A 24,827-nucleotide genomic window follows, 5' to 3' on the forward strand; every position below is an offset into this window, starting at 1 on the left:
AAGTGTCGGTAATCAAGCGAATTTGGTATGAGGTACGCCGCAGCAATGGAAGGAGCGCCCCAAAGTGAAAACAATTTTCGAGGCGTTGGCCTGGAAGGAAATCCGCGTCACAGCCCACGCCGCCGCCCAGTACATCCCGCTGAAATATGGCGAGGCCGGCACCGGTGGCACGCGCGCAACATTGATCGCCGGGACGCACGGCGATGAAGGTCCTTGGTCGGCCCTGGCGATCAAGCTATTCTGCCAGCGCGCGGCGACACAGCTGAGTGGCCGCCTGCGGGTGATCTTCACTGCCAACGCCCTTGCGGCCGAAGTCGAGCGCCGCAACTCGTGGATCGACTCGCCCAACGCCGTCGACCTCGACGGCGTCTTTCCCGGCAACGAGGGCGGCTCGCATACTGAGCGGCTCGCGGCGCACCTCGCCCCACTGATCGCCGATAGCGATGTGGTCATCGATCTACACGGTGGCGGCACCTGGTGTATCAACGCCTTTGTCAAGCGCTTCGAGGGCTCTGAACAGCTCGCAGCCGACCTTGGCGCGCCGTTCATCAGCAACGCCCCCAATAAGCGCGGTGGCTTGACCACCTACGCACGCTCGTTGGGTATCAAGGTTGCCAATGTCGAGGTCGGCGGCCGCTCGGGCCGCGAGATGTACTGGACCGAGCGCAACGCTCTGGGACTCGAGCGCGCCTTGTATAATCTCGGTGTCCTCTCACTCGGCGAGCCTCCGGCTCCGGCTGAGCCAGCGGTCGATGTTGGATCGACCCAGGCTATTCGTGCGAAGGTTGGCGGGATCTTTGTGCCAACCCTACGCGAGGACGCTGTCGGAACGATCGTGCCGGCTGGAACCGAGATGGGCAAAATCCTCGACCTGCATACACTTGAGGAGCTTGAGGTCTTCACTGCGCCGTTTGAGCGCAGCGCGATGATGCTCATGCGCCCGCAAATCTGCACAATTGAAGGTTCCGCGCTCGTGTATGTGGTGGCGCAACCAGCCTAGCAGCGCATCGCGATAGTTCAAGGAGAGGTACATCTCGGGCGGTGCTTTTGATCATCGTCTTTGGGGGTTTGGGGGCGGCGAAGCCGCCCCCAAATTTCTTTTAGTGTTGCACTACGTGGCGAAGCCGCGTAGTGCAACACTATCTACAAAGTGATCAAGCGAACAGCGTATCAGAACGGCAGATCCTCGTCGTTGTCGATCACCTGCGGCACATTGCGCGCGGCCGAGCGGGCCGGCGCGGGCGCGCGCCCGCTATTGCCATTGCCGTTGGCTGCGGCCGGGCGCGCAGCGGCCGGCGGCGCGGCAGCCGGGCGGCGGGCCGGCGCGGGCGCCTCTTCGTCGAGCGGCGCGTCGTAGTCGGGGGCGCCTGCGCTCGGGCGATCTTGCTTGCTCGACAGGATGATCATGTCGCTGGCGATCACTTCGGTGCTGTAGCGATCCTGGCCGTTCTGATCCTGCCACTTGCGCGTCTGCAGGCGGCCTTCGACATACACGCGGGTGCCTTTGGTGAGGTACTGGTTGCAGATCTCGCCTAGCTTGTCCCACGCGACAATCCGGAACCACTCGGTGTCGTCGTGCTGCGTGCCATCCGACGACTTCCACGAGCGGCCGGAGGCGACGCGAAAGGTGGTGACCGCGCTGCCCTGAGGTGTGTAGCGCATCTCGGGGTCGGCGCCGAGATGCCCGGTGAGCATGACTTTGTTCAGATCTTTCGCCATGGCTTTCCTCCTCGTGTTTGGATTAATAGGTCGTACCAGCTCAGCCTTGCCGTACAAACTCGAACGCTCACTGCTTCTACCGGGCGCGGATCTGTGCGAAGCAAGAACCGATTCGATGATGCCATCTTAGCATGTATGTTCAAGATCGTCAAGAGTGCGGCTGGCGTTTGCAGGGCTCGTGCAACGTCGGCCCTCACCCCCCTACCCCCTCTCCCGCGCGCGGGAGAGGAGGGTAGTGAGGTGCGGTCGCCGCCGCGACCGCACCACAAAGCCAGATGTGTTTCCCCTCCCCTGTCAGGGGAGGGGGTAGGGGGAGGGGTCGAAAGACTTCCTGCTAGCGTTTGGTGGCTGATTCGGTTTATAATGCGCCGCAGCCGCAGCCGCAGCCGCAGCCAACACGGAGGGTAGCAATGGCCGAAGTGATCGTTCACAGCGCCGGCAATCTGCGCCAGCAGATCAGCGCTGGCGCGCACACCTTCTACGCCGACGAGCCGGCCGATGCCGGCGGCGACAATGTCGGCCCCAGCCCATATGATCTGCTGCTCGCGGGCCTGGGCGCCTGCACATCCATGACGCTGCTGATGTACGCGCGCCGCAAGGGCTGGCCGCTTGAGGATGTCGAGGTGCGGCTGAGCCACCGCCGCGACTACGCGCGCGACTGCGCCGGGTGCGAGCAGCCGTCGGCCCTGCTCGACCTGATCGAGCGCCGGATTACGCTGAAAGGCGATCTCGACCAGGCCCAGCGCCTACGGCTGCTCGAGATCGCCGAGAAATGCCCGGTGCACCGCACGCTCACCGGCACGATCCGCGTGCTCGACCGGCTCGAGCCGTAGCGGCGCCCGGCGTTTATGGGATGCTGGCCGTCCAGCTGCCCGATGCGGTGATGCCGCAAGCCCCGCTCGGGTTATAGCTTTGGAATGAGAAGCTGCCGCTGGCATTCTGCGACGAGCTAAACTGGCCCGTGATGGTGTAGCTGCCGCCAAATGCGCCACCGCCGCTCAGGTTGATCTTGCCGTTGCTCAGCGCTAGCCCGCCGCTACCGCCCATGATCGTGATGCTGATGCCGCAGCCGCCCTGGCGCGCGCCGATTGAGAAGTTGTTATAGGCGCTGCCGTTCGATAGAATGTCGAACTCGACATCTTCGTTTTGCGTGGTCTTGCCAGCCCAGTGGCCATCTTTCGGCTTGTCGCCCGAAGGCTTGGCCGTAGGGCTAGCGGTGGTAGTTGGGGTTGGCGTGCTGGTTGGCGCCGGCACCTTGATTGCGATCGGCACAAAGCGCCGCAGATCGGCGACGTTACCGGGCGTTGTGGTAGGCGTGCGCGTGGCCGTAGGCGATGCAGGAGCAGTGGCTGTGGGCGTATTCGTTGCCCCGCCGCTTGTCGTTATCTCTAGCGTCAGGTCGTCGAGCGTATAGCCGATGTCGGTGCCGCTGGCGTCGCTGTAGAACACAAAGCCGATCCACACCTGCGGCTGATTCACCGATTTCCCCAGCAAGCTCGCCAGGTCGAAGCCCAGCCGCGTGTAGCCGTTGCCGTCCGATCCGCTGGTGGTGCCGCCGCATAAACCAACACCGCTGAACTGCGTGCTGTTTGTCGACGTGCCAATAAACAGCCCATCGGCCGAGCAGCCCGAGATGGAAGGGCTGTGCCCGCGAATGTAGATATACAGCGTGGCGGCCGTGGCATTGCTCAGGTTCACCGGGCCGTACACCGCCCAGGTGTTGAGGTTGTTGGGGTATTGGCTGCCGCAGGCCTTGCCGCTGCCCTGCGCCCCGCCGCCGTGCGCCATGATCGCGAACTGGCCGGTGTGCGAGGTGCAGTTGCGCTTGCCCCACAGGTAGGTGCCGCCGTCGCTGCTGCTCTGGTCGCTCAGCTGCCAGTCGCTGGTGGGCCAGCTGCCTTCGAAGCTTTCGTTGAGCGGCGCGGCATTCGGCGATACCAGGGTCGCCGAGCGCGCCGTGGCTGGCCGCGTAAAGGTGAGCGGCTGCGAGGCCAGCGTGAACTGGCCGCTTGGGTCGGCTACGGCCGGTGTTGGTGCCAGGCCCGCCGGCTGGGCGGCAGCCGGGCTGCCGAGAGCGATAGCAATCAGTGTAGCAGCACAGGCAACCGCCACGAACATCGGCAGAGTACGCTGATGGTTCCGCATGGAAAACCCCTTTGCTAGGATTGGCGCGATCTGGCAGGCTGGTGCTGAGCCCGCCAGATCGCGGGCGTGCTTCATTCCAGCGAGTGGGGCGAAGGACGGACACTGCGCCGACCAGCCTGGCCTGCGATACGCAGGCCTACTGTGGTGCTGCCACCCAGGTGCCCGACATAGTCACCGAGCAATCTCCGCCGGGGTCGTAGTTCTCGAATGCGAAGGTGCCACTAGCCGACTGCGCTGAATCGAACTGGCCGGTGATCGTGTATTTTCCCTCGTCGTCGTCTTTGCCGCTGGTGCTGATCTTGCCGTCGCGCAGTGGGATGGTACTGCTGGTACTATAGGTGTCGATCTCGATCTCGCAGTCGCCCTGGCTCACGGCGAGCTTGAGGTGGTTATAGGCGCTGCCGCCCGCCGCGATCTCAAACGAGATCGGCTTGCCCTGGCTGGTGCTACCGGCCCACTGGCCATCTTTCGGCAGTGTTAGGGCAGGCGCCGGGCCTGCCGCACCGTGCACCTCGTTGCCGAGCAAACCCAGCAGCACGGTATACGGCGGCGGATTTTCGGGGTGCAGCTCGAAGCGTGCGCGCTCGAACCACTGCACAGTGTAGGGCTTGCCCTCGATGGTCTCGCTGATTTCGTCGCTCAGCGGCAGGCCGAACAGCGCCAGGTTCTCGGCCTCGCTCTTGCCTTTCTTGCCGTCGAACTCCAGGCCGCTGGCGTGCCAGGCTTGCAGGATGCTGCCGCAGATATTGTGGCCGGTCTCGGCGAAGAAGCGGCAGCCGGCCTTCGAGTCGCTCTTGGCGAAAGTGGGAATAGGTGTGACGACGCTATCATAGCACCACGGGGGTGGTTTGAGAAGCGATTACCAATTTTCGACCAGGGCTCGTGCAACGTCGGCCCTCACCCCCCTTATCCCCTCTCAAGGGTAGACTTTTTTTGGCGGAGCGCATTCTGATGCGGAAAAACGCCGTTCTAATGCGAGATGACGTTTTCCGCTTCCTGATGCGAAATACGCTCACCAGGCTGCGCTGCGCGATATCCAGGCTTGAGTACGCCTGAAACAGCCTGGCCTGGCCGTCGTCCAGGCGGTATACCCACAGGCCGGCTGGTGCGGCGACCACAAACGTGGGCAGGCCCTCGCTTCTGAGAACAGCACGCTACAGATTCGGTGCCAGTAAACCATACATACCAAGCGTGAGGCTGATCTCGCCGCCGTGATGGAGATCGTGCTCAATACTGTCCAGGCCAACTACTATGGACAGAGAAAACAATGACGGCTGAGGATCAAACACAGAGCACAAAGCGGCGGCGCAACCGCGTAGCAATTCAACCCATCCATCTTCAGGAGCGCGATCTTGACATGCTCCTCTCGATCTCACATGGCCGATACCTCTCGGTATCGGCGCTCGAGTGGCTGCATTACCCCGGCTGGCGCGAGTGCTACAAGGCGTATCTTGATGACCGGAAGATCGATACCTCGGCAACGTATTACCCCGCACCGAAACTGTACAAGCGCCTGCGGGCACTACGCGAAGGGCCAACGCCGTTCGTGTATCGCCTGGCGCGATCGGTCGAACGTGCAACCGTCGTGTTCAATCGCCTCCTGGATGCCTACGCATTGACGGAGGCCGGGGCCGAACTTCTATGCGCGCACCGAGGCTTCGAGCTAGCTCAGCTGTGGTATGAGGAGCCACGCAAGCGTGCGAGCAAGAACTTTGAACACAGTGTCGCGATTGGGTCAATTGAGCTACTGGCTAGCCAGTTTTCCCAACCGGTCATGTGACGATTGGCCAAGAAAGAACTCCTCTACCACGGGTGCAACAACAGCGGGAACAATATCGTGACCCTGACCGTTCAATGTGCGATATCGCGCGTTCGGTAAGGCATCTGCGACTGATTGCGCCGCTTGACGCAGCATCGCGTGACTTTCCTGCCCGTCTATCACTAGTGTGGGTATTTGCACAGCAGCGAACAGTTCCTGCGGCAATGACCTGAGGATTGTCGATTCGTAGATGAGCGTGTGTGCCATTGTTTCAAGCGCTGGTCGGAACGGTGCATGGCGCATCTGCGCAACGATGGCGGCTGGTATGCCAACTGCCTCGGTCTGGAAAAGCTCGACGGCATCACCTCGGCGGCCCGCCGTGATCAGCTCGGCCAGCTGCGGCGCAAGCTCTCCTGCCCTCGTGCCTGTCGGCGGTGGGTCGTATAACACGAGCTGCGAAATAGCCAGGCCGTGAGCGGCTGCTCTCAGCGCGAGGGTTGCGCCTGAAGAATAGCCGAAGACACGTGCCGAGCCACCAGCGTGGGAGATGAGTGCGTCAAGGTCTTCGATCTCACGCTCGATCGCATAGGGCGCGGTATCACCACTCTCGCCTCGTCCCCGGCGATCATAGTTGAACACCGTGAAATACTGTTCGAGGAAGTGCGCCAGCGGTGCTCCGGTTGCCCGGTCATTGAACGCGCCAACCACCAGGATGAGCGCAGGCCCCGCTCCTGACTGGTCAAAGGCGATACGCGTCCCGTCTTTTGAGGTTACTGCTCGCATGTGTTCTCCTGCAGTTGTGACCTGGAAACAGCCAAACGCTATGATGACAGTGCCACCAGGTTCTACGGTTACGAACGAACGTTCGCATTATAGTGTACTTCGCTAGGCAATGCGAGCGGGAGCGCAACTATGCTCTCTGAGAAGGGGCAGCAACCCGCGGCTGCCGTGGCCGGCGCGCAGCTGCCGCCGCTGCGGTAGGTTGTGAGATGTCTCCCTGGGCGGGAGAAAGCGCTCAGCCAGCCGCCGGCGGAAGGCGGCCAGATCCTGGTAATGCTTCAGGATCTGACCGAACTGCGGCGCGCCGAGCAGTCGCGGCGCATGTTCCTGGCCAATATCTCGCACGATCTGCGCACGCCGCTGGCCTCACTCCAGGCCATGATCGAGACCTTGCAGGATGGTGCGATCGACGACCGAACCGCCGCCGAGGATTTTCTGGGGCGGATGGACGCCGAGGTTCAGGGGCTCAACCGGCTGGTAGCTGAGTTCCTTGAGCTGACGCGGATCGAGACCGGCGAGCTGGAGCTGGCGCTCGCGCCAGCCGACCCGCGCGCGCTGGTGGCAGGGGTGGCGGCGCGGATGGCGCCTCAGGCCCAGCAGCGCGGTATCAGTATCGACCTCGCGCTGCCAGTAGGCCTGCCGCCAGTGATTGCCGACTCCGTGCGCGTCGAGCAGGTGCTGCTGAACTTGCTGCAGAATGCGCTCGCCCACACGCCGCGTGGTGGCCAGATCACCCTTGATGCTGTCGCTCAGCCTGGTCGACTTCCACGACGCGATGGAGCAGATCCTTGACCCAGCCACCGCGAAGAACCCGGAGCAGGTGCTCGCGATCTACCCGCAGGTCAGCGCGAAGCTGGCCGCAGTCGAGGCCGAGGCGAATGATGCCGAGATCCAGGCGATCCGGGCAAACCTGGACGCGCTGCGCAGCCTGGCCGAGCGTGGGGCGACCAACGCGCTGCCTGAGCAGGCCAGCAAGCTCAAGAGCAGCTTTGTGAAGGTCTACCTTGTTCGGGGCTAGATGGTTGAGCGGTACAGACACCCAAGGCCGTTCACATTGCGAGCGGCCTTGGGTGGGCAGTGCGGGCAGGTCGGGATGCCAGTATACCAGAGTGTGCCGAAGAGAGGCGCGGCTCGTTTTGGAAGCGCTGCCGAACCATATGCCGCGTCAGCCGCCGTGCGCGGGCCGCGCACCAGTGGTAAAATCGCTGCGATCTTGCGCGAAGCAGTCGGCTAAATATGCAGGTTGGGCGGCATGGCGTTGTGCCACACCTTGGAGCCGCTATCTTATACGCTACTTTTGCGTGCCAGAGTATACCCAAACCGCTGATCAGCTGGGAATCGATCCTGCGGCCCAAAGGCAAGTAGTTTCTGGCGTAAGTCTGTTTCGAACTGAGCCACTTTGCCACCGAGTGCATTGGCAGACGCAAATGACGTGGAACGCATGAAGCCAATGATCGAGTCGGCTGTCCAGATCGTCGCGACACGCATCTGATACTGAGTGACCTGCCAGCCAGTAGCTCGAAATATCTCAAACGGTTCACCCCAGGGCGCGGCTGTCGGTTCGGGAAGTGCGATATTAGCCCAACGATTCGCAACCGCAACAACAATCCGCTTCCACGGCTCAGGCCCACTCCAAATCGCCTCACCACCAAGCGTTGCAAGATGACCGTTCTGGCCGAGCCACTCGCTCGCTAGTTCGAGGATATGGTTCTGCTCAAGGCGATGAAACGCTTCGCCGATCGTTATGAGTTCAACAGAAGCAGGAGCGAGCTGAAGTTGCTCTGCCGGCGTCACGCGCCACTCGATATTGCGCCTGCCGAGCTGATTGGCACGCTGCTGAGCAACGGAAATCATCTCAGGCTCAAGATCAACCGCAACGACGTGCCGGAAGTACGACGCCATGGAAATGGCGATACGCCCCGGTCCACAAGCGAGATCAAGAAGAAGACCCTGTCCGGTCGATCCGGCGGCAGTGCGCAGATGCGCGAGAAACGCATTGGGATACGGTGGGCGGTAGGATGCATAGTCGTTCGCCGTGCCGGAAAAGGCGGTTTTCGATGATTGACTTGACATATCTCTTTCACAGTTGGTGGGGTTCGGAGGAAAGCCGTCTAACACCCTGCCGTTGAGGTGTGCCGCCAGATGGAAGCGGAACAGCGGGCGAGATGAAACCACACAACTTGTGCTTCTGCTAGACACGAGCGCTGAGTTTGTTCACCATCTCGGCGAGCGAGAGAAACGCAGTGCGCAGATCGAGTAGCGTGAGCATCCACTCGGCGCAGATACTCGGGAGCAATCTCGCCGTCCACCGACATTCGCACTAAATCCCCCTGGATGCCACGTTTAGTGTATAGCCAATCTGCGCTGGTCGGCGTTCATTCTCAACTATACGTATAGCTGCCCGTGAGGTTATGCTATGGCAAAGCGTAAACAGCGATCTCGAGTACCTGACGAGCTCGACTCCTGGCGTGAGCAGATGGAGCATGGGCATGTGGCCGGCTACTGGGCCAGCGTCGGGCGATTCCCACCGTCAGCAACCACCCGTACCTCAACTGGCTGCAGCATCGTGTTGCTCGGCAGCATGATGATTGTCGTTGGGGTCGTCGGCGTATTCAGCAATAACCCTGGGGGGCTGCTGAATGCCCTTGGCGGAATGATCATTGGAGCGCTCCTCCTCTGGCTGGGCACACGTCTGCTGCGCAGATCCCGCCAGAAGCACCGCTGAACAGCCAGGCACACCATATCCGCACCAAATGCTGGGTCTGAAACGGATGGCGACGGGTTATTGTCGCACAGGGCGACGGAAGCGCAAAGCGAGATTGGCACGGATATAGATCGTTTCCCAGCAGTGAAGCACGTCTGCTCCTGGTTGGGCCTGGCGCCGCATAACGATATTTCGGGTGGCAAAGTCTTGCGGTTACGCACAATGGAGGCATCCTCCCAACTTCCAGATTCGGTAGCAGCCATGCGCGCGTGGATCGAGAGAAGTGCGGCGCGCGGCATACTGTCTTGCAGACCCGCCCACGCCGCATGCCGCAACGCGTGCTGGCCATGTGGCAACCGTTCATCGAGGGCCGCGGCGCGGCGCCGGAAGGCGAGGATCTGCGAACGGGTGAGCTCCAGGCTGATGGTCATGTTCGACTGTGCCAAATCTGTCCAGCCAGGACGTCGCCCCATCTTGCTCGCGCGGTTTCGCCCATATGCGAGTTGAGCACCTAGCCACATCCTCTCTGTCAGAGCCTTTGCTCCATCGTACGAGGTTTCTACCACCATGCTTGTCCAACGTGTTGCGCCTCAGCCGCCCATCGGCCGACTGAGGCGATGGTAGGCAGGTGTGCTGGCCTTGGCAAGCCCCCGCCACTCAATCGCCCCGAATGGCGGGCCGGAGCTGCATGCGCCTGGTGGGCCGCTGGGTGCATCACCTGAACGGCTACGCACGGTGCTTCCGAATGGCACTGACTGCCACGTTTATCCTCGTTTGGCAAAGGCCTGCACATCATGAACAAAGTGCTTGTCGAGGAACACCGTACTGTGCCCTTGGTCATAGACTTTCAACCGTGCATCACGGATCTTCCCAACCATTTCCTTGACGTCCGCTACCGAAAAGGCGAAGTCGTCTCGCCCACACACCACGAGAAGCGGGTCCTCGATCCGGCCGAGGCTCGTCTCTGCGTCATGCGACATCTCCGCCTCGGCCTCAATCAACACATCGTGCCGAAACGTCCCTTCCACAGGCCCCATCAACATCGGGCCGAACACCCACAACACGCGTGCCAACACCTTCCGCCGCACGCCGGGTGGGAAGACTGCAGCTGCGCGCTCGGCCATCGCCTCTCGGTCCTTTCCTTGGTTCACCAAGAGCGCGTACCGATAGTCGATCCGTTTGGCCTCGGCACTGATCTTGTGCGCCGCGCCGCCTATGACCATAGACTTCGCCAGTTGCCCGTGATCGGCAGCAAAGTGCTGAAGAATCAATCCCCCGAACGAGAAACCGATGATGAGGTCAACCTGACCACTAAAGTCGTTTCGCACGATCGCGGCATAATCGTCCGCCATATCTTTGGTTGTGTAATGCGGCGGCAGGCCTGACTTACGGCTGACCAGGTAAACCGTGTACTCATCGCAGAAACCTCGCATGCCACGCGTGAAGCCAGTAGTAGCTACACCAACTGGAAGGGTATTTCCTGGTCCACCCAGGAGAAAGAGGAGCGTTTTGGCGCCGGTTCCAAACTTGAGGTATGGAACGCCGTTGCCGAATCGGTCGTATGTGAGGTTTAGTTTAGCCATAGCTTGTCCCAGCGCATTTCCACTGTCGGTGACTGTAATACCGCGAGCGTAGCCACGTTCGGCTTCTGGCGGCCCAACGCTTGCGCGTCAGCCGCCGCGCGGTATCACGTTCCAAAATGACTCGAAACTCGCGCGCGAAGCGGTTGGTTGCATCCCACCATCACGGCGAGCCATGACTCCCGCACTAGCGAAACTCCCCGACATCCGCCGGCGCGCCCCGACCAGTATCACATAATGCGGCCAGCAGTCAAGGTCCGAACACTCGCTGGAGCTTTCAAGCCCTCGCCGGATCCTGGTTCCTCGGCATCGGTGTCTCCATCACTGGTGGCGGCTCCCTCCCAGGAGGTGACTTGGCATCTCCGGTGTACCCGTCTTTCGCGATCAAGCCGAAACTCGAACATGGCGAAGGATTTCGTCCACGGCGCTGACAAGCGGCTGTGTTGCATCTATGACGATGCCGCCGCTCGGTATGTCTTCTTTCGTTCGATGCAGTCGCGCAACGAGTTCCTTTTCCTCTGGTTTTCCGCCCCAGTCAGCTGGGTCTCGCGCCACACGCTCATCAAGCCGCCGATACAATGTGTCAAGGTCGTTGACCTCAAGAACAAACACGCCGTCGAATAAATCGATGAATTTTGAAAAATTCCGCGAACCACCGCAGAAAAAAGAAAGAGCGTTGCTGTGATCAGCGATTACGGATTGCACTTTGCCGATATCCCAAAGTAAATGTTGCTGTTGCCATACGACCTTATCCCACTCGCTCGCATGGACAGGTTCACTAAGCCGTTCGCCTGTCTCTGGATCGCCCCGATATTTCAACTCCCGGTCGCCATGGAGAACGTGATAACCGCGCCGCTGCAATTCTTCAGCCACCGAGGTCTTACCCGTGCCGGAGACACCCTCAATAAGATAATTTCGTTTGCCCATCGGTCCATCCATTACTTGTCGACTACGTGTCGACTACTCTCTGTTCGCACTACAGCATAGCAAGAACGACAGCGCCAAGCAAGTGGTATCACGCTCGAACAGTTGCCGAACGACCAGCATTCAGCCGCGCCGCACCAATAGGTCGGTATGAGTGTAAGCACGAAATCAGTTGCTGAAATGCCACCGATCTTGGGGCCGCGTAGCGGCATCGGCTGGAATGCATTGTTGGGTTGCCCGTTGTCGTATCGGTTGACCGGCTACGGACTCCGATGCTTCTTGGGCTGACGGGTGGCCATTCACTTCAATCGCGTTGCCTCGCTCGAAGCAATCTTCCACAAAAGCAAGGCAGCGACCAGCATAGGCAGGAGAACCAAGCTTCATATTTGCCCACGTGAGCGCTTGTTCGATCATCTCAACGGTATCTGCCATCAGGGTGTACACCTCTTATAACCAAACCAATGACATCGAAGGAGAGAATGGCAACCCAACTAGAAATAGTAAGCTGCGTGGCCGACTATGCCACATACGTGTGATAGCGTTCCATCAATTGCTGCCCATGATGCCGATATAGGCAGGCTTATATCTGTTTTAGCTGACGATGCGATGTTGTATATGGATGCTCGTCCGTCTATTATTCGCCAGCGCATCGGCATTCCAGTGCCTACAGCTAGTATATATCTGTTTCCTGAGTATGAGGGTACACATCTTCCCGGCCTTCTCGACCGCGTCCGTGGCGTCCTGTGCCGCTGTAGGGCGATGCTGGAGGGCATAGGATTGCTGAGTGTTCTTGGGGGTCTCCGCGTGCCCCTGCCCCACGAGGGTGTTCGGGGCTCTGCATCCCCGCGCCCTGCTCTTCGTCTGAGGGCTTTCGGGGGCTCTGCGCCCCCGTGCCCCGCAGCAGGAGGCTGCCGCCAGCCCCCTGCACCTCCCCGACACGGCGCTGCCCCTGGATCCCATAAAGAGTGCTTTCTCTGTTTCCACCTTGGTGGCGCATGCCTCGTGGCACGGGTATGGGTAATGGTTGGCCTCTGGGCATAGGCACAGACCGCCGTCTCCGCTCCCCCGCTCCCTCACTCCCTCGCTCTCCGCTCACGCTGACAGTTTTTGGGTCGCATGACATGAGATCGCCATCCGTTGCTCGAGCGTATCAGGTGCGAGCAGCGCATAATGGCGCGCCTGTAAGGCAATTGCCAGTTCAGTCGGATCGCCTAGCCGGCGGGCGATTGCGAGCGCTTGCGCGCTGTACCCATCGCGCTGTTCGCGCAGGGGAGAATAGCGATACTCCATTGCCAAGTGGCCGAGCAAGCGCGCTCGGAATGCGCTGTCATCCTCACCTAGGGCGGCGAGCGCCTTCTCCAGCAGCGCTACGACCTGCACATCGACTACCCCTGGCGTCACGACCGTCTCCGCCAGACCGAGCGCCGAGCGCGCCAGGCGTACTGCGTCCGAAAGATCCTACGCCAATGCTGCGGCAGCGGCGAAGGTACGGCGCGCCGCTGGCGCACCAAGCTGACGCCACGGACGGTGAACACGCGACGGCATTCTTGTGTGGGGTCTGGGGCGAAGCCCCTGAAGGGCTTGGCAGAGGCGAGCACGAGGCGCGCACGATGCGCGCCCTACGGGAAAGGCCGAGCCAGCGGCAACGTCAGACGCGCATGCCTCAAGGGTAAACCCGCAGCCGTGCCCGTGCGGCGGCTATGCCCCGCCCGCCAGCACCTGCAAGGTCGCTTGCGCGCAGCGTTGCCAGCTGAACTCGGCCGCGCGCGCCAGCCCGAGCGCGCGCAGCTCGGCGCGCAGCTCGGGGTTGGCGGCCAGCCGGGCCATGCCGCCGGCGATCGCCGCAGTATCGGTAGGGTTCACCAGCAGTGCGGCTGTGCCGGCCACCTCGGGCAGCGACGAGCTGTTGGCCGCCAGCACCGGCGTGCCGCAGGCCATGGCCTCGAGCACAGGCATGCCGAAGCCTTCGTAGAGCGAGGGGAACACAAACCCCAGCGCGCCGCTCAGCAGCGCAGGCACGTCGTCGTCGGGCACGTAGCCCACAAAGCGCACCCGATCGGCCACGCTCAGCTCGGCGGCGCGCCGCTCGATCGCCTCGGTGAGCCAGCCACGCTTGCCGGCGATCACCAGCTGCAGATCGCCGCCTGGGGCCTGCAGATGCGGGCTGCCGCTCAACGCCTGCGCGAATGCCTCGATCAGCCGGGCCAGGTTTTTGCGCGGCTGTACCGTGCCGATGTAGAAGAAGTACGGCTGGCTGATGCCATAGCGCGCGCGCGCCGCCGCCTGGGCTGCGCCGCCGGCCGGCCGGAAGCGCGCCGACACGCCGTGGTGGATCACGCTGATCTTGGCGGGCGCGATGCCGGCGTGGCGCACCAGGTCGTCGCGCGTGGCGCCCGAGATAGCGATGACGTGGCTGGCGGCGCGCGCGCTCCAGAGCGTCGAGAGCCGCAGGTAGCGCCGGTGCATGGGCGTGTGGGCCTCGGGGAAGTGCAGGTAGCCCATGTCGTGGATCGTCACCACCGTGCGCCGGCGGCGCAGCGGCGCGCCCAGCGGCAGCACGTGCGCTGGGATGAACAGCGTGTCGGGCGGGTGCAGCGCCAGCTCAGCCGAGAGCCGGGCGTGGCTCCACAGGCGCGGGAACGGGATGGCGCGCAGCGCGAAGTTCGGCCCGAGCGGCGGCAGCGCAGCAGGCCGAGTGTTGCAATAGAGCGTGTAGCGGTTGCGCTGGTCGAGCTGGGCCAGTGCCGCGAGCAGCTCGTAGGTGTAGTGCTCGGTGCCGGTGCGCGCCGCCACCGCCACGCGGCTGGCATCGATTCCGATATGCATGGTGTTGGTGCTCGATCATCTTTAGGGCGTACGCAGTTGGCGCGCTCTGCCTTCGGCAGAGCGGTACTCTATCTCTAAACCGTGTCTATTTTCCGCGCGGAGCGCGGAAAATAGACACAGAAGATGACCAAGTACCAAGCTGCCGCAGGCTCAATCTCGTACCCTGAGGAAGCCGAATCACGCAAGTGCGTAACTCCTATTCCTATAAAGTCTATTGTACCAAAGGTTCTAGAGTGCCAGCGCGAGCGCTACGGCCTGGTCGGCGGTGAGGGCCTGGCCGGCGGCCCAGGCGGCGGCGGCCAGCTCGGCGCCAACCGCCTCGCGCGCCGGGCCAAGCTTGCGGTCGAGGCTGGCCTGCTCGGGGGGCGAGAGCGGCGCGTTGATCGACTCGCGCAGCGCGGCGGCGGCGCCGCCCAGGCGCAGCGCCGGATCGGGCGCAGCACTGAGCGCGGCCAGGCAGCCCAGGTCTTCGAGCAGGTAGCATAGCGCCCAGGCGTCGCCGAGCTCGCGGCTGATCGCCAGGCTTTCGTGGTAGAGCTCGCGCGCGGTGGCGTAGTCGCCGCTGTCGCGCGCGAGGTTGCCGAGGTTGTTCAGCGAGATCGCGATCGCCGAGCGGTCGCCGACGACGCGCTCGAGCGCCAGAGCCTCGCCCATGAACGCGCGGGCCTCGTCGTAGCGGCCGCCTTCGAGCGCCAGCATGCCGAGGTTGCCGAGCGAGTTGGCCACCCACAGCTTGTTGCCGACCGCGCGGCGCAGCGCCAGCGCCTCGCTGGCCAGCTGCTCGGCGGCGGCGGCATCGCCCAGGTGAAACGCGACGATGCTCAGGTTGCTCAGCAGGCTGCCGATCATGGGTTGGTCGTTCAGCTCGCGGCGGATCGCCAGGCTGGCGTTGTACGCCACGCGCGCGGCGGCGTAGTCGCCCTGGTGCATAGCCAGCAGGCCGGCGAAGTGCAGCACCTGGGCCTCGCCGGCGCGGTCGCCAATCGCGGCGTACAGTGCGCGCGCCTGCTCGTTCCAGGGGCCAGCCTGGGCGTACTGGCCCTGCTTGCGCAGCAGCTCGCCGATCAGCGCCTGTGCGCGCGCCTGCGTGCGCTGGTCGCCCTGCTCCTGGGCCAGTGCCAGCGCCTGGCGATAGCGCGCGTCGGCGGCGGCCCACTGGCCCACCACCTCGAGCACCTGGCCCAGCTCGATCAGCGTTGCGCTCTGCTTGGCCGCCTCGATCAGCGGCAGGGCGCGCTCGTAGTAATCGATCGCGGCGGCATTGGCATACTCGGCCTGGGCGGCCGCGCCGGCTTTCAGCAGGTACTCGCGGCGCTTGTCGGCGTTCTGGCTGCGGTCGTAGTGGTAGGCCAGCAGGTCGACGTAGCGGTCGAGCGCGTCGGCGTAGCTGCGCTCGATATACTGGCCGATCTGCTCGTGAAGCAGCGCGCGCGTGGCGAACGGCAGCGTCTCGTAGGCCACTTCCTGGGTGACGACATGCTTGAATAGGTACACCAGCTCGGGGTCGGGCGTATCGAGCGGCGTGAGCTCAAGATCGCTGAGTATGTCGAGATCGGCGCGCACCAGCGCCTCGCCGCCAAAAAAGCGGTAGACGCCCCAGAGCATCGCGGCGCGGAACAGGCGGCCGATCACGCTGGCGACCTTCAGCAGCGTCTGCTGGTTTTCGGTGAGCTGATCCATGCGGCTGAGGATGAGGCTGTGCAGGCTGGCGGGCAGCTCGATCTGCGCCACTGCTTCGGGCTGCTGCGGGTCGATGCCGCGGTCGTGCAGGTAGTTCAGCAGCTCTTCGACATAGAACGGGTTGCCCTGCGCGCGCGCGCTGATCTGCTCGGCCAGCGCCCGGTCGGCGCTGACGCCGGGGCCGTACACCTGGCCAAGCTTGAACTGCACCAGCTGGGCAATTTCGTCTTCGGGCAGGTGCGTGAGCGGCAGCTCGCTGAAGTGTGCAAGCTGGCCGACTTTCGGCGCGAGCAGGCGCTGCACCTGCGGCGGCCGGTAGGCCAGCAGCAGCAGCACCGGCATATCGGCGATCGCGCGGCCGATCACCTCGAGCAGATCGTGCGAGAGCGGGTCGAGCCAGTGGCAATCTTCCAGTACCAGCAGCAGCGGCATGTCGGCGGTGCGCGCGCGCAGGCAGCTGACGAGCAGCGCCTGGAGCGAGGCGTTGCGCAGCTGGGCGTCGAAGCCGGCCGTCAGCTCGGTGTCGGCGATGCCGAGGTTGAGCACCGCGCCCAGCAGCGGCAGGCGCGGCAGCAGCTCGGGGCCGATGCGCCGCAGCTCGGCCTCAAGCCGGGCGATCTGCGCCTCGGCGGGCCAGGCTGGGTCGAGCCCGAAAAAGCCGCGCCAGATATTCTGCCATACCAGAAAGCTGGTGTTGGTGCCATACGACTGGCACTCGCCGCCGTAGCCAACCACCTGGCGCGCGCGTGCCAGGCGCACAGCCTCGGCCACCAGGCGCGACTTGCCCATGCCGGCCTCGGCGGTGATCGCGACGATGTGGCCGCGCCCGCCGATCGCCTGATCGAGCCGCTGGCCGATCGCGCGCAGCTCGGCGGCGCGGCCGACCATCGGCAGGGCGTAGCGCGGCTCTTGCAGGCGGATGGCCGGGCGCGCCTGGCGGTCGATCAGGCGGTAGACGATCGCAGGCTGCGATTTGCCTTTCACGCGCAGCGGCGGCAGCGTTTCCCAGCCAAAGGCATCGCCAGTCGATTTGCGTGCGCCCTGGCTCACCAGCACCTGGCCTGGCGGCGCGTGCTGCATGAGCCGAGCGGCCATGTTCACCTCGTCGCCGAGCGCGCCATAGGTGCGGCGGGTGCTGCCGCCGTAGGCGCCGGTACGCATGCGGCCCTGGCTGACGCCGATCTGCACGCCGGTGATGTAGGCGAAGGACGGGGCGCGCAGCTCGAGCGCCGCCGCAACCGCGCGCACCACGTCGTCTTCGTGGGCCAGCGGCGCGCCAAACGCGGCATACAGGTAGCTGCCTTTGTCGCCGATCGTCAGCTGGAGGATGTAGCTCTCGTAGCGCGCCAGGATGCCCTGCACCCACAGAATAAAGGCGTCGAGCTTGGGCTGGGCGTCGGCGTCGGTGTCGTAGTCGATCCCGCCGAAGCGCAGAAACAGCGCCACGGCCGGGCGCAGCTCGGTAAGGAACTCGCCCAGGCCGCCCTGGAGCCGCGCGTACACCGACGGCAGCAGCCATGGCCGCACGATCGTGTCGGTGAGCGCAGCCGCGTCGAGCGCCGGCCAGGGGGCCGGCTCGGGCGGCGCCAGCAGCTCGGCCAGCACCGCGAAGCGCGCGCCGGTTTCGGCGTCGTCGCGCCACTCGGCCAGGCGCGCGCCCGCGCCCAGCGCGGCGGCGGCCGGCTCGTCGAGCAGCACCTCGCCCTTGTCGGCATGGTGCTCGGCGTCGGCCAGGCGGTTGAGCGTGGCGCCGGCCAGCACGTCGATGGTTTGAATCGCCGGGTCGCCGACGACGAAGCGCCGCACTGGCCCGGCCGCCACCGCCACCTTGATCGCCAGCGCCACGCTGCCGGCGCCGTCGATCTCGATCATGGCGAACTGGCGCATAGCCGCCTGCATCGCCAGGGCGCAGGCGGCGGCGCGGTGCGCGGCCGAGGTTTGCGCGCTGGCAGGCTCCGGCTCGGCGCTCAAAGCTGCGAGGTCAAAGCTGTCGTCGAACCAGCAGGTGATCGCGTCGCCGCTGAAGCCGATCACGCTGCCGCCGTAGCGGTCGGCCTCGGCGATCAGCGCGTCGTAGATCAGGTTCAGCTGGCGCGGCAGCTCTTCGGCGCCGCGCTGCGGGCCAAGCGCGCGCACCAGCGCCTCGGTCAGCGGCGTGAAGCCGGAGATATCGGCGAACAGCGCGGCGCCGCCCGAGCGCTCGGGCAGCTGCAGGCCGCGCGCGAGCGCGTGCCGCCAGTCGGTTGGGATGTATACCGTCAGAGCTTCCATACGCGTTTGGGCATGGTTCAAACCAGCTTATCGGCCGATCCGCTACGGATGATACCAAATTTCGCTTGATTATTTACACTTTGGTGGGGGTTTGGGGCGGCTTCGCCGCCCGATCCTTTAGAGCCTGTTTGAAAAGGGGTGCGCGAGGGGCTATGCCTCTACCCTTCTGGCGGGTGGCGGCCACGAATGTGGCCGCCACCCGCAAGAAAAGTGGATACTTGGAGGGACTTCGTCCTCCAAACCACCCTTTCAAACAGCTTCTTAGGAGTTACGCTGTCTCGTTTAGTGTATGCGGTTTTCCGCGCGCAGCGCGGAAAAACCGCATACTGAAGTATTGAGAAGTACTATGCTGCCGCAGGCTCAATCTCGTCGCTTGAAGAAGCCGAAGAGCGCACGTGCGTAACTCCTATTCTTTTTATGTTGCACTGCGTGGCCTCGCCACAGAGTGCAACATAATCTATACACACAAAGGCAGATGCATACGGGCGCGATAGCACGCGCCCGTACAGTGGCAAGCCGAAATCCTGTGATACGAGCCGCTACGTCGCTACCGTGCCGCCGCCGAAGTCGTCGAAGAACGCCTTGCCGGCGTTGATGAACCACAGGCCGATCGCGCCGCCCTTGCCGTTGAAAAATGCCTGATCGGCGCTGTCGAGCGTCACGGTGGCGATCCGCGTGCTATTCTTGTAGATCTCGACCGTGCCGTTCGCGAGCGCGCGCGCGCCCAGCCGGTCGCCATTGGCGAAGCTGGCGGCCTGGTTGGCGTAGAGCTTCCAGGCCAGCGCGCCCAGCCGGAAGGTCTGCACGCGCACCGCGCGGGCCTTGGCGTCGTACACTACGGTGATCGCGCCGGCCTGCGGAATGCTGCTTGTTTGCGTTTTCAGCATCAGGCCCTGCTCGCGGCTGCTGGTGTCAATCGTGCTGAGCGTGACAAACGCTTCCTGGCTGGTGCCAAAGCTGGCGCCCTTCCAGTAGATCGGCCCGCCGTCGAGAACGTCGACGCGATTGCCGGCGATTTTGTAGAATTTTGTGCCGCTCAGCGCACCCCACTGGCTGCCCAGTGCGCCATTTGTGCGGTTGAAGCCGTCGCGCACCGGGTTGCTCGGGAAGCCGCCGGCGATGGTGATGTTCAGCGTCTTGGTTGGCTCGGTGTTGCCGGCCACGTCGGTGCTGGCGAATGTTACCACATAGCTGCCTGCGCCGCTGAGCGTGAAGCGGCCGGTGTAGGCCTGGGCCGCGCCGCCGTTGACCTGGTACTTGGTGCCGGCCACGCCCGAGAGCGCGTCGGTGGGCGTCAGCACCACACTGGCCTGCACGCCGGCAATGCCGAACCAGCTGGCTGTGCTCGGCGCGGTCTTGTCGACTTTCACGCTGTAGCTGGCGCTGCCGGTGTTGCCGGCCAGGTCGCGGCAGGTCGCGCCGAGCGCGAGCGTGCCCTCGCCCGACGACGCCGTGCTGGTGGTGCAGCTGGCGGTGTCGATGCCCGAGCCGCCGCTGTTGTCGGCCCAGTTCCACGCCACCGTCACGTTGGTGTTATTCCAGCCCGCGCTATTGGCTGGCGGCTGCTGGGACGGCGTGGCCGTCGGCGGCGTGGTATCGGGGTTTCCCGCGCCGGTAACCGTCCAGGTGCGCGTGGCCGGCGTCGCGTCGCGGTTGCCGGCGGCGTCGACGGCGCGCACCTGGAAGGTATGCTGGCCGTTGCCCAGCGAGTAGCTCTTCGGGCTGGTGCAGCCGCTGTAGGCCGCGCCGTCCATGCTGCACTCGAACGCCAGGCTGGCGGCGGGCGTGAGGTTATCGGCGCCGCTGAAGCCGAACGCCGCCGTGCTGCCGGTGCTCGGGTCGGGCGGCACGCTGCCGATGCTGGTGATCGGCGGCGTGGTGTCGGGCGCGTTGACGATCGTGAGCGCGCCGCTGCGTGTCGTGGCGGCGCTGTAGCGCGGGCTGGTGTAGCTGGCCGACACTGGCGCGGGGATGCTGCCGCCATAGTAGGCGCTGGCGGTGTAGCTGCCGGCCGGCAGCGGGATGACGCCGAGCGGCGCCTGGCCGGCCACGTCGGTCTGCACCACCAGGCCATAGCTGCCATTCGTGCCGCTGACGATCAGCGCCACCGGCTCGTTCGCGATCGGCTGGCCGTTGGCGTCGCTGAGCGTGGCGGTGATCGTGCTGGTGGCGCCGGTGCCCACGCTGGCCGGCAGCGGCGCGAGCGCGAGGGTGGTGCCAACCTTGCGCACTGTCAGCGCGGCGCTGGCCGACGAAGGCTGGTAGGTGTTGTCGCCGTTGAAGCTGGCGTAGGCGCTGTAGCTGGCCGGGTCGATCGCCAGCGGCAGGGTCACGCGCGCCACGCCCGCGCTGTCGGTGCTGGCCCTGCGCGCGATCGTGCCGACGCTGAATTCGATCGGCTGGTTAGCTACGGGCTGCCCGCCACTGCTCAGCGTGGCCGCCAGTGTGACGTCGGCGCCATAGGCTGCGCTGGGCGGCGTGGCGCTCAGCGCCAGGCTGGTGGCGAGGTTGGCGGGCGTCGTGGGTGCGCCCGGGTCGACGCCGACGCTGTAGAACGCGCCGTTGTTGGTGTCGAGCGCCACCACGCCCACCTGGTTCGCGGCCTGCACCATGAAGCGCAGCTGGTCGCTGCCGCTATTGGCGGGCAGCGGCAAGCTGCCCTCCCAGGCCAGGTCGTCGCTCTGGCTGCGCGTCAGGTCGAGCGATTGCCAGCGGCCGGCCAGCGCGCCGTTGCCGGTGTACGTCACCCACACCTTTTCCAGGCGTACGGTCGGGTCGCCATAGGCGCCAATGCTGAAGCTGACGCTGTTGTCGGCCGGGCTGTAGCTGCTGGTCACTCGCACAATCGCCGGCGGGCCGGCCAGCGCCGGGATCACGCCCGAGCCAAGCGCCGCGGTGTTGTTGTTGTAGAACAGCCAGAACTTCATGGCGCCGTAGGTGCGGATGGTGCCGGTGTCGCTGGCCGGGCTATCGGCCAGGAACTGCGCCGGCGTGACATTCAGCCGCGTGGTGGCGCCGCCATTGGCGATTTTGTCGAAGTAGTTGCTGCTCCAGAACTTGTACGGGTAGAACGACTCGGTTGGGAAGGTGACGTGCACGCCGCGCAGCTCGGTGGCGGGTGCGCCGGTCAGCGGCAGCTGGCGCGGCAGGTCGGTGAAGCTGGCCTCGCGGAAGCCGACGCCGCGCAGCAGCGTGTTTGGCACGCTGACATTGCGCTGTTCGAGCGGCAGCACCGGCTCGGCCGGGTTTGCTACGATGCCGTTCGTGCCGCTGATGTAGGTCGCGGCGCGCAGGCTGCCGTCGGTGGTCGAGGCCAGGTTCACGTGCATTGTGGTCAGCGCCGGCGTGATCGTTTTCTCGGCCTGCTGCAGGCCGTAGGGGTTGCCGGGGATGCTGGTGAGGTCGCCAGTCGCGACGATCGACGGATCGTTCGGCAGCGTCAGGCGCTCGCCGGGCATGTTCACCTTCATCATCGGCAGGCCGTAGAGCGTGGCGATCGCCAGGGTTTTGATGTCGATGCCGCGCAGCTGCGCCGAGTTTGCCAGGTAGCGCTGCTTTGCGTCGGCCAGCGCCTGGCCGATCGGCACCGGGCCAGTGCCGACGCGCATCTGCTGCGCCAGGTAGACATACAGCTGCTCGGCGAACTGCGTGAACTCGGTGTCGCCGTACTGGTAGCCGGTGCCGGCGATCAGCGAGGCGCCCTTGCGCGCGAACACCTGCGCCCAGTCGGGCTGGAGCGTCAGGCCGGCCACCGCGTCGCCGTCGATCGTGTTATAGCCCGAGTGGCAGCCGGGGCTGATCACCAGCGACCCCTGCATCGGCACGGTCGAGCCGAGCAGCTCGGAGGCTGCCAGCGTGCTGCTGTAGTCGGCGGCCAGCAGCGCGCCATCGCTGAAGTGCCCGGCCAGGTACAGCAGATCGTGCCGGCTGCCGAACAGCTTGTCGCGCAGGTCGTTGGCCGTCCAGGTGCCGGGCAGCTGGTTCGACTGGCTGCTGGGCGAAAGCAGCGTATCGACCGGGCGGGCGGTGCCCAGGCCAAACTGCTGCGCGATCGTGGTGCTCGAGTCGTAGTGGAAGTCGTAGCCGGTCACCAGCGAGCTGGTCGGCACGATCTGGCCGTTGGTCGCCAGGTAGGCGTCGATCATGGCGGTCGCGTCGGCGGCGTTTTCTACCAGCCGGCCAACCGCGAGCTGCGGCACTGGCAGTGTGGTGGTTTTAAACGGGATGTCGGCGCGCGAGCCGTAGGCGTCCTGGCCCAGCACGTAGCCGAGTTTCAGGCTGGCCTGCGAGGTGCTGCCGTCCTGCACGGGCGGGTCGAATGTCGTCTCGTTGCCCAGCAGCGCCTGGTCGGGGTAGCGGAAGAATGGAATGGTGCTGTCGCCGCCCACCAGCACGACATACTGCAGCGCGCTGTTGGCGGCCTGGTAGCGCTCCACCACGCCCTTTACCGCTTCGGCCACAATGTTTTTGGCGTTCGGGCAGGCCGGCAGGCTGTCGGCCTGGGCATTGGCGGCGCGCACCAGGCCGTCCTGGCCCACGTCCACCACCACGCCCGCCACGTCGGCGCGGGCCGCCAGCGTGGCGAGCCGCTGGCTCAGCGTGGCCTTCTCGGCCGCGCTGCCGCCCAGGCGCGCCGGGTCGGTCAGGAAGATCGTGTGGTAGCCGCCGCCGACGCCGGGCAGCAGCGCGCCGTTAGGCGTGGGCGTTGCCACGCTGCTGCAGGCGGTGCTGTTTACACTCACCTGGAGGCTGTATTGGTTTAGCGCGTCGTACACGCCATTCTCGCCGTATACTGCCAGGTAGTACTCGCCGCCGGTGTCCCAGGTGTTGAGCTCCAGCGAGCGCGGCGTGGTGCCGTCGATCGCAGTCGCGCTCAGCAGCATGGTGTCGAGCGCCAGGCTCGCCTCGATCTCCGAGCTTTTGAAGGGCGAGCTTTTGAAAGGCGAGCTTTTGAAGGGCGAGCTTTTGAAAGGCGAGCTTTTGAAAGGCGAGCTTTTGAAAGGCGAGCTTTTGAAAGGCGAGCTTTTGAAGGGCGAGCTTTTGAAGGGCGAGCTTTTGAAGGGTGAAACCGCGTAGGGTGCCAGCACACTGGGGCGGAACGTCGCCGGGCTGAGCGCCTGGGCGGTATAGGCCTCGGGGCTGACAAGCTGCGGATCGAGGGTGTTGATCACAAAATTACTCGACTCGAGCGCGTCGTAGTCGAGCTGGGCCTGCTGCACCGCCAGGCTCTGGGTTGTTGGCGCGGGCGTCACCAGCGCGCTGGCGGCCGCGCCAATATCGCTGAACAGCGCCATGTCGTACTCGCCCGGCAGGTTGCTGAGGTTCACCACCACGTGGCTGCGCGGCTGCACGTCGAACTTATACCAGCGCGTCTGGCCAGGCAGCGACAGGTACTGGTTGACAGTAGCGCTTGGCGTCGCGGCGAGCTTGTAGGCGGTATACCAGGCGTCGTTGTCGGGGCCGGCCGGCGCACACATCGAGAGCGCCGAGGTATTGCCGCTCGGGTCGGTGGCCGTGGCCGTCATCGGCTGGTTGAAAGCCGCCACGCCGCTGAGCGTCGCGCTGATCGGCGCGGTGCCGTCGGCGGCGGTGGCGACGCTCAGCGAGCCAAACGGCGCCTGGGCCTGGCCGAAGCCGGATTGATCGCACGCGCTGTTGGCGTAGAGATCGATCGTGTAGCTGGTGTTAGGCGCGCCGAGCATCCAGCCCTGCACGTTTGTCGTGCTGCTGCCGGGCACGGCCGCGGTGAGCGTCGGCGCGGCCTGGTCGTTATTCGCGCCGGCGTCGAGCGCGATGCCGCCGCCGGTGTTGCTGAAGATCGCGCTGCCGCGCACGCTGTTGCCCGTGCCGGCGCGCAGGTGCACGCCGGCGCCGTGGTTGTAGGCGATGATGTTGCCGGCGCCGATGGTATTGCCGGTGCCGCCGAACAGATCGATGCCGCTGCTGGTATTGCCCAGCGCGCCGGTGCCGGCAGCGTTGGTGCCAATGAAGTTGCCCTGGATGGTATTGGTGTCCGCGTTCAGCACAATGCCCGGCCCTTCGCTGCCCGAGATCAGGTTGCCGTCGCCGGGGTTGGGGCCGCCGATCAGCGTGCCGCGCACCGCGTTGGTGCCACTGATCGTGTAGAGATTGATGCCATAGCCGCTGTTGGTGATCGCGGAGGTGCCGGCGGCGTTGGTGCCGATGAAGTTGCCCTGGATGGTCGTGCCGGTGGCGGGGCGCGACAAGTCGCCGCCGACCTGGATCGCGCCGCCGTTGCCCGAGATCAGGTTGCCGATGATCCGGTTGGCATCGGCGCCGTAAAGGTAGATGCCCGCGCCTGCGCCGCCCATTCCGAAGCTGCCACTCACATCGGTGCCGATGTAGTTATTCTGAATCAGGTTGTTGTTGGGCTTCACGCCGACGCTGAAGCTTATCAGGGCGATCTGCTCGGCGTTGC

Annotated in this window: 20 protein-coding genes; 7 read left to right on the forward strand and 13 right to left on the reverse strand. The window is 64.6% G+C overall.

The genetic code is table 11. The features are described from left to right. Nucleotides 1-64 precede the first annotated feature (64 nt). Entirely contained in the window at nt 65-1,000 is a 936-nt protein-coding gene (locus tag U0177_RS02285) for a succinylglutamate desuccinylase/aspartoacylase family protein (protein WP_409568958.1), read from the forward strand. Between the two features lie 170 nt (nt 1,001-1,170). On the opposite strand, the gene U0177_RS02290 is transcribed toward U0177_RS02285, so the two are convergent. Continuing rightward, nucleotides 1,171-1,719: a single-stranded DNA-binding protein gene (locus tag U0177_RS02290; protein ID WP_409568959.1), complete on the reverse strand. Its 549-nt coding sequence runs from the start codon at nt 1,717-1,719 to the stop codon at nt 1,171-1,173. Nucleotides 1,720-2,129: 410 nt separating this feature from the next. Here U0177_RS02290 and U0177_RS02295 point away from each other — a divergent pair, with 410 nt between their 5' ends. Then, entirely contained in the window at nt 2,130-2,552 is a 423-nt protein-coding gene (locus tag U0177_RS02295; protein ID WP_409568960.1) for an OsmC family protein, read from the forward strand. A 13-nt stretch (nt 2,553-2,565) separates the two neighbouring features. On the opposite strand, the gene U0177_RS02300 is transcribed toward U0177_RS02295, so the two are convergent. Together U0177_RS02300 and U0177_RS02305 are read right to left on the reverse strand one after the other, a co-directional pair. After that, a complete protein-coding gene (locus U0177_RS02300) occupies nt 2,566-3,864 on the reverse strand; it encodes a hypothetical protein (RefSeq protein WP_409568961.1) in 1,299 nt (432 codons plus the stop codon). A 136-nt stretch (nt 3,865-4,000) separates the two neighbouring features. After that, the gene (locus U0177_RS02305) at nt 4,001-4,462 is read right to left on the reverse strand and encodes a hypothetical protein (protein ID WP_409568962.1); all 462 of its coding nucleotides are present in this window, start codon (nt 4,460-4,462) and stop codon (nt 4,001-4,003) included. A gap of 669 nt (nt 4,463-5,131) precedes the next feature. Here U0177_RS02305 and U0177_RS02310 point away from each other — a divergent pair. Next, nucleotides 5,132-5,644 (forward strand): hypothetical protein, encoded by a 513-nt coding sequence (locus U0177_RS02310; RefSeq protein ID WP_409568963.1) that lies wholly within the window; start codon nt 5,132-5,134, stop codon nt 5,642-5,644. On the opposite strand, the gene U0177_RS02315 is transcribed toward U0177_RS02310, so the two are convergent. Then, nucleotides 5,609-6,406: an alpha/beta fold hydrolase gene (locus U0177_RS02315; RefSeq protein ID WP_409568964.1), complete on the reverse strand. Its 798-nt coding sequence runs from the start codon at nt 6,404-6,406 to the stop codon at nt 5,609-5,611. The genes U0177_RS02310 and U0177_RS02315 overlap by 36 nt on opposite strands. A gap of 270 nt (nt 6,407-6,676) precedes the next feature. Here U0177_RS02315 and U0177_RS02320 point away from each other — a divergent pair, with 270 nt between their 5' ends. Together U0177_RS02320 and U0177_RS02325 are read left to right on the forward strand one after the other, a co-directional pair. After that, nucleotides 6,677-7,195 carry a sensor histidine kinase gene (locus U0177_RS02320; RefSeq protein ID WP_409568965.1) on the forward strand — a complete coding sequence of 173 codons (519 nt, stop codon included), beginning with the start codon at nt 6,677-6,679 and terminating at the stop codon, nt 7,193-7,195. Then, complete coding sequence (locus U0177_RS02325; protein WP_409568966.1) at nt 7,143-7,421, forward strand: hypothetical protein; 279 nt, start codon at nt 7,143-7,145, stop codon at nt 7,419-7,421. Before U0177_RS02320 ends, U0177_RS02325 begins: the two co-directional genes overlap by 53 nt. 266 nt (nt 7,422-7,687) lie before the next feature. On the opposite strand, the gene U0177_RS02330 is transcribed toward U0177_RS02325, so the two are convergent. After that, nucleotides 7,688-8,476 (reverse strand): class I SAM-dependent methyltransferase, encoded by a 789-nt coding sequence (locus U0177_RS02330; protein ID WP_409568967.1) that lies wholly within the window; start codon nt 8,474-8,476, stop codon nt 7,688-7,690. 343 nt (nt 8,477-8,819) lie between these two features. Here U0177_RS02330 and U0177_RS02335 point away from each other — a divergent pair, with 343 nt between their 5' ends. Further along, entirely contained in the window at nt 8,820-9,128 is a 309-nt protein-coding gene (locus U0177_RS02335) for a hypothetical protein (protein WP_409568968.1), read from the forward strand. Nucleotides 9,129-9,251: 123 nt separating this feature from the next. Beyond that, entirely contained in the window at nt 9,252-9,614 is a 363-nt protein-coding gene (locus U0177_RS02340) for a hypothetical protein (RefSeq protein WP_409569077.1), read from the forward strand. Nucleotides 9,615-9,871: 257 nt separating this feature from the next. Here U0177_RS02340 and U0177_RS02345 read toward each other — a convergent pair whose 3' ends face one another. From U0177_RS02345 to U0177_RS02380, 8 genes are all read right to left on the reverse strand, one after another. Beyond that, nucleotides 9,872-10,690 (reverse strand): alpha/beta fold hydrolase, encoded by an 819-nt coding sequence (locus U0177_RS02345; protein ID WP_409568969.1) that lies wholly within the window; start codon nt 10,688-10,690, stop codon nt 9,872-9,874. 381 nt (nt 10,691-11,071) lie between these two features. Then, nucleotides 11,072-11,614 carry an AAA family ATPase gene (locus U0177_RS02350; RefSeq protein ID WP_409568970.1) on the reverse strand — a complete coding sequence of 181 codons (543 nt, stop codon included), beginning with the start codon at nt 11,612-11,614 and terminating at the stop codon, nt 11,072-11,074. Nucleotides 11,615-11,779: 165 nt separating this feature from the next. After that, nucleotides 11,780-12,043: a hypothetical protein gene (locus U0177_RS02355; RefSeq protein WP_409568971.1), complete on the reverse strand. Its 264-nt coding sequence runs from the start codon at nt 12,041-12,043 to the stop codon at nt 11,780-11,782. 660 nt (nt 12,044-12,703) lie between these two features. Continuing rightward, entirely contained in the window at nt 12,704-13,012 is a 309-nt protein-coding gene (locus tag U0177_RS02360; RefSeq protein WP_409568972.1) for a hypothetical protein, read from the reverse strand. A gap of 297 nt (nt 13,013-13,309) precedes the next feature. Further along, nucleotides 13,310-14,437: a glycosyltransferase family 4 protein gene (locus U0177_RS02365; protein WP_409568973.1), complete on the reverse strand. Its 1,128-nt coding sequence runs from the start codon at nt 14,435-14,437 to the stop codon at nt 13,310-13,312. Between the two features lie 228 nt (nt 14,438-14,665). Next, a complete protein-coding gene (locus tag U0177_RS02370; RefSeq protein WP_409568974.1) occupies nt 14,666-18,388 on the reverse strand; it encodes a tetratricopeptide repeat protein in 3,723 nt (1,240 codons plus the stop codon). A 539-nt stretch (nt 18,389-18,927) separates the two neighbouring features. Next, nucleotides 18,928-23,271, reverse strand: a complete 4,344-nt coding sequence (locus U0177_RS02375) for an OmpL47-type beta-barrel domain-containing protein (protein ID WP_409569078.1) — start codon at nt 23,269-23,271, stop codon at nt 18,928-18,930. Further along, nucleotides 23,262-23,477 carry a pentapeptide repeat-containing protein gene (locus tag U0177_RS02380; RefSeq protein ID WP_409569079.1) on the reverse strand — a complete coding sequence of 72 codons (216 nt, stop codon included), beginning with the start codon at nt 23,475-23,477 and terminating at the stop codon, nt 23,262-23,264. Before U0177_RS02380 ends, U0177_RS02375 begins: the two co-directional genes overlap by 10 nt. Nucleotides 23,478-24,827 lie beyond the last annotated feature (1,350 nt).

The organism is Kouleothrix sp., assembly GCF_046328425.1.
Classification (GTDB): Bacteria; Chloroflexota; Chloroflexia; order Chloroflexales; family Roseiflexaceae; genus Kouleothrix.

Coding starts and splice junctions, on each gene's coding strand:
- U0177_RS02290 (WP_409568959.1), bottom strand. CDS start 1,719: ATGGCGAAAGATCTGAACAAAGTCATGCTCACCGGGCATCTCGGCGCC.
- U0177_RS02295 (WP_409568960.1), top strand. CDS start 2,130: ATGGCCGAAGTGATCGTTCACAGCGCCGGCAATCTGCGCCAGCAGATC.
- U0177_RS02300 (WP_409568961.1), bottom strand. CDS start 3,864: ATGCGGAACCATCAGCGTACTCTGCCGATGTTCGTGGCGGTTGCCTGT.
- U0177_RS02310 (WP_409568963.1), top strand. CDS start 5,132: ATGACGGCTGAGGATCAAACACAGAGCACAAAGCGGCGGCGCAACCGC.
- U0177_RS02315 (WP_409568964.1), bottom strand. CDS start 6,406: ATGCGAGCAGTAACCTCAAAAGACGGGACGCGTATCGCCTTTGACCAG.
- U0177_RS02320 (WP_409568965.1), top strand. CDS start 6,677: ATGCTTCAGGATCTGACCGAACTGCGGCGCGCCGAGCAGTCGCGGCGC.
- U0177_RS02325 (WP_409568966.1), top strand. CDS start 7,143: ATGCTGTCGCTCAGCCTGGTCGACTTCCACGACGCGATGGAGCAGATC.
- U0177_RS02330 (WP_409568967.1), bottom strand. CDS start 8,476: ATGTCAAGTCAATCATCGAAAACCGCCTTTTCCGGCACGGCGAACGAC.
- U0177_RS02335 (WP_409568968.1), top strand. CDS start 8,820: ATGGCAAAGCGTAAACAGCGATCTCGAGTACCTGACGAGCTCGACTCC.
- U0177_RS02345 (WP_409568969.1), bottom strand. CDS start 10,690: ATGGCTAAACTAAACCTCACATACGACCGATTCGGCAACGGCGTTCCA.
- U0177_RS02350 (WP_409568970.1), bottom strand. CDS start 11,614: ATGGGCAAACGAAATTATCTTATTGAGGGTGTCTCCGGCACGGGTAAG.
- U0177_RS02355 (WP_409568971.1), bottom strand. CDS start 12,043: ATGGCAGATACCGTTGAGATGATCGAACAAGCGCTCACGTGGGCAAAT.
- U0177_RS02365 (WP_409568973.1), bottom strand. CDS start 14,437: ATGCATATCGGAATCGATGCCAGCCGCGTGGCGGTGGCGGCGCGCACC.
- U0177_RS02370 (WP_409568974.1), bottom strand. CDS start 18,388: ATGGAAGCTCTGACGGTATACATCCCAACCGACTGGCGGCACGCGCTC.
- U0177_RS02375 (WP_409569078.1), bottom strand. CDS start 23,271: ATGCTGCTGAGCGCGACTGCGATCGACGGCACCACGCCGCGCTCGCTG.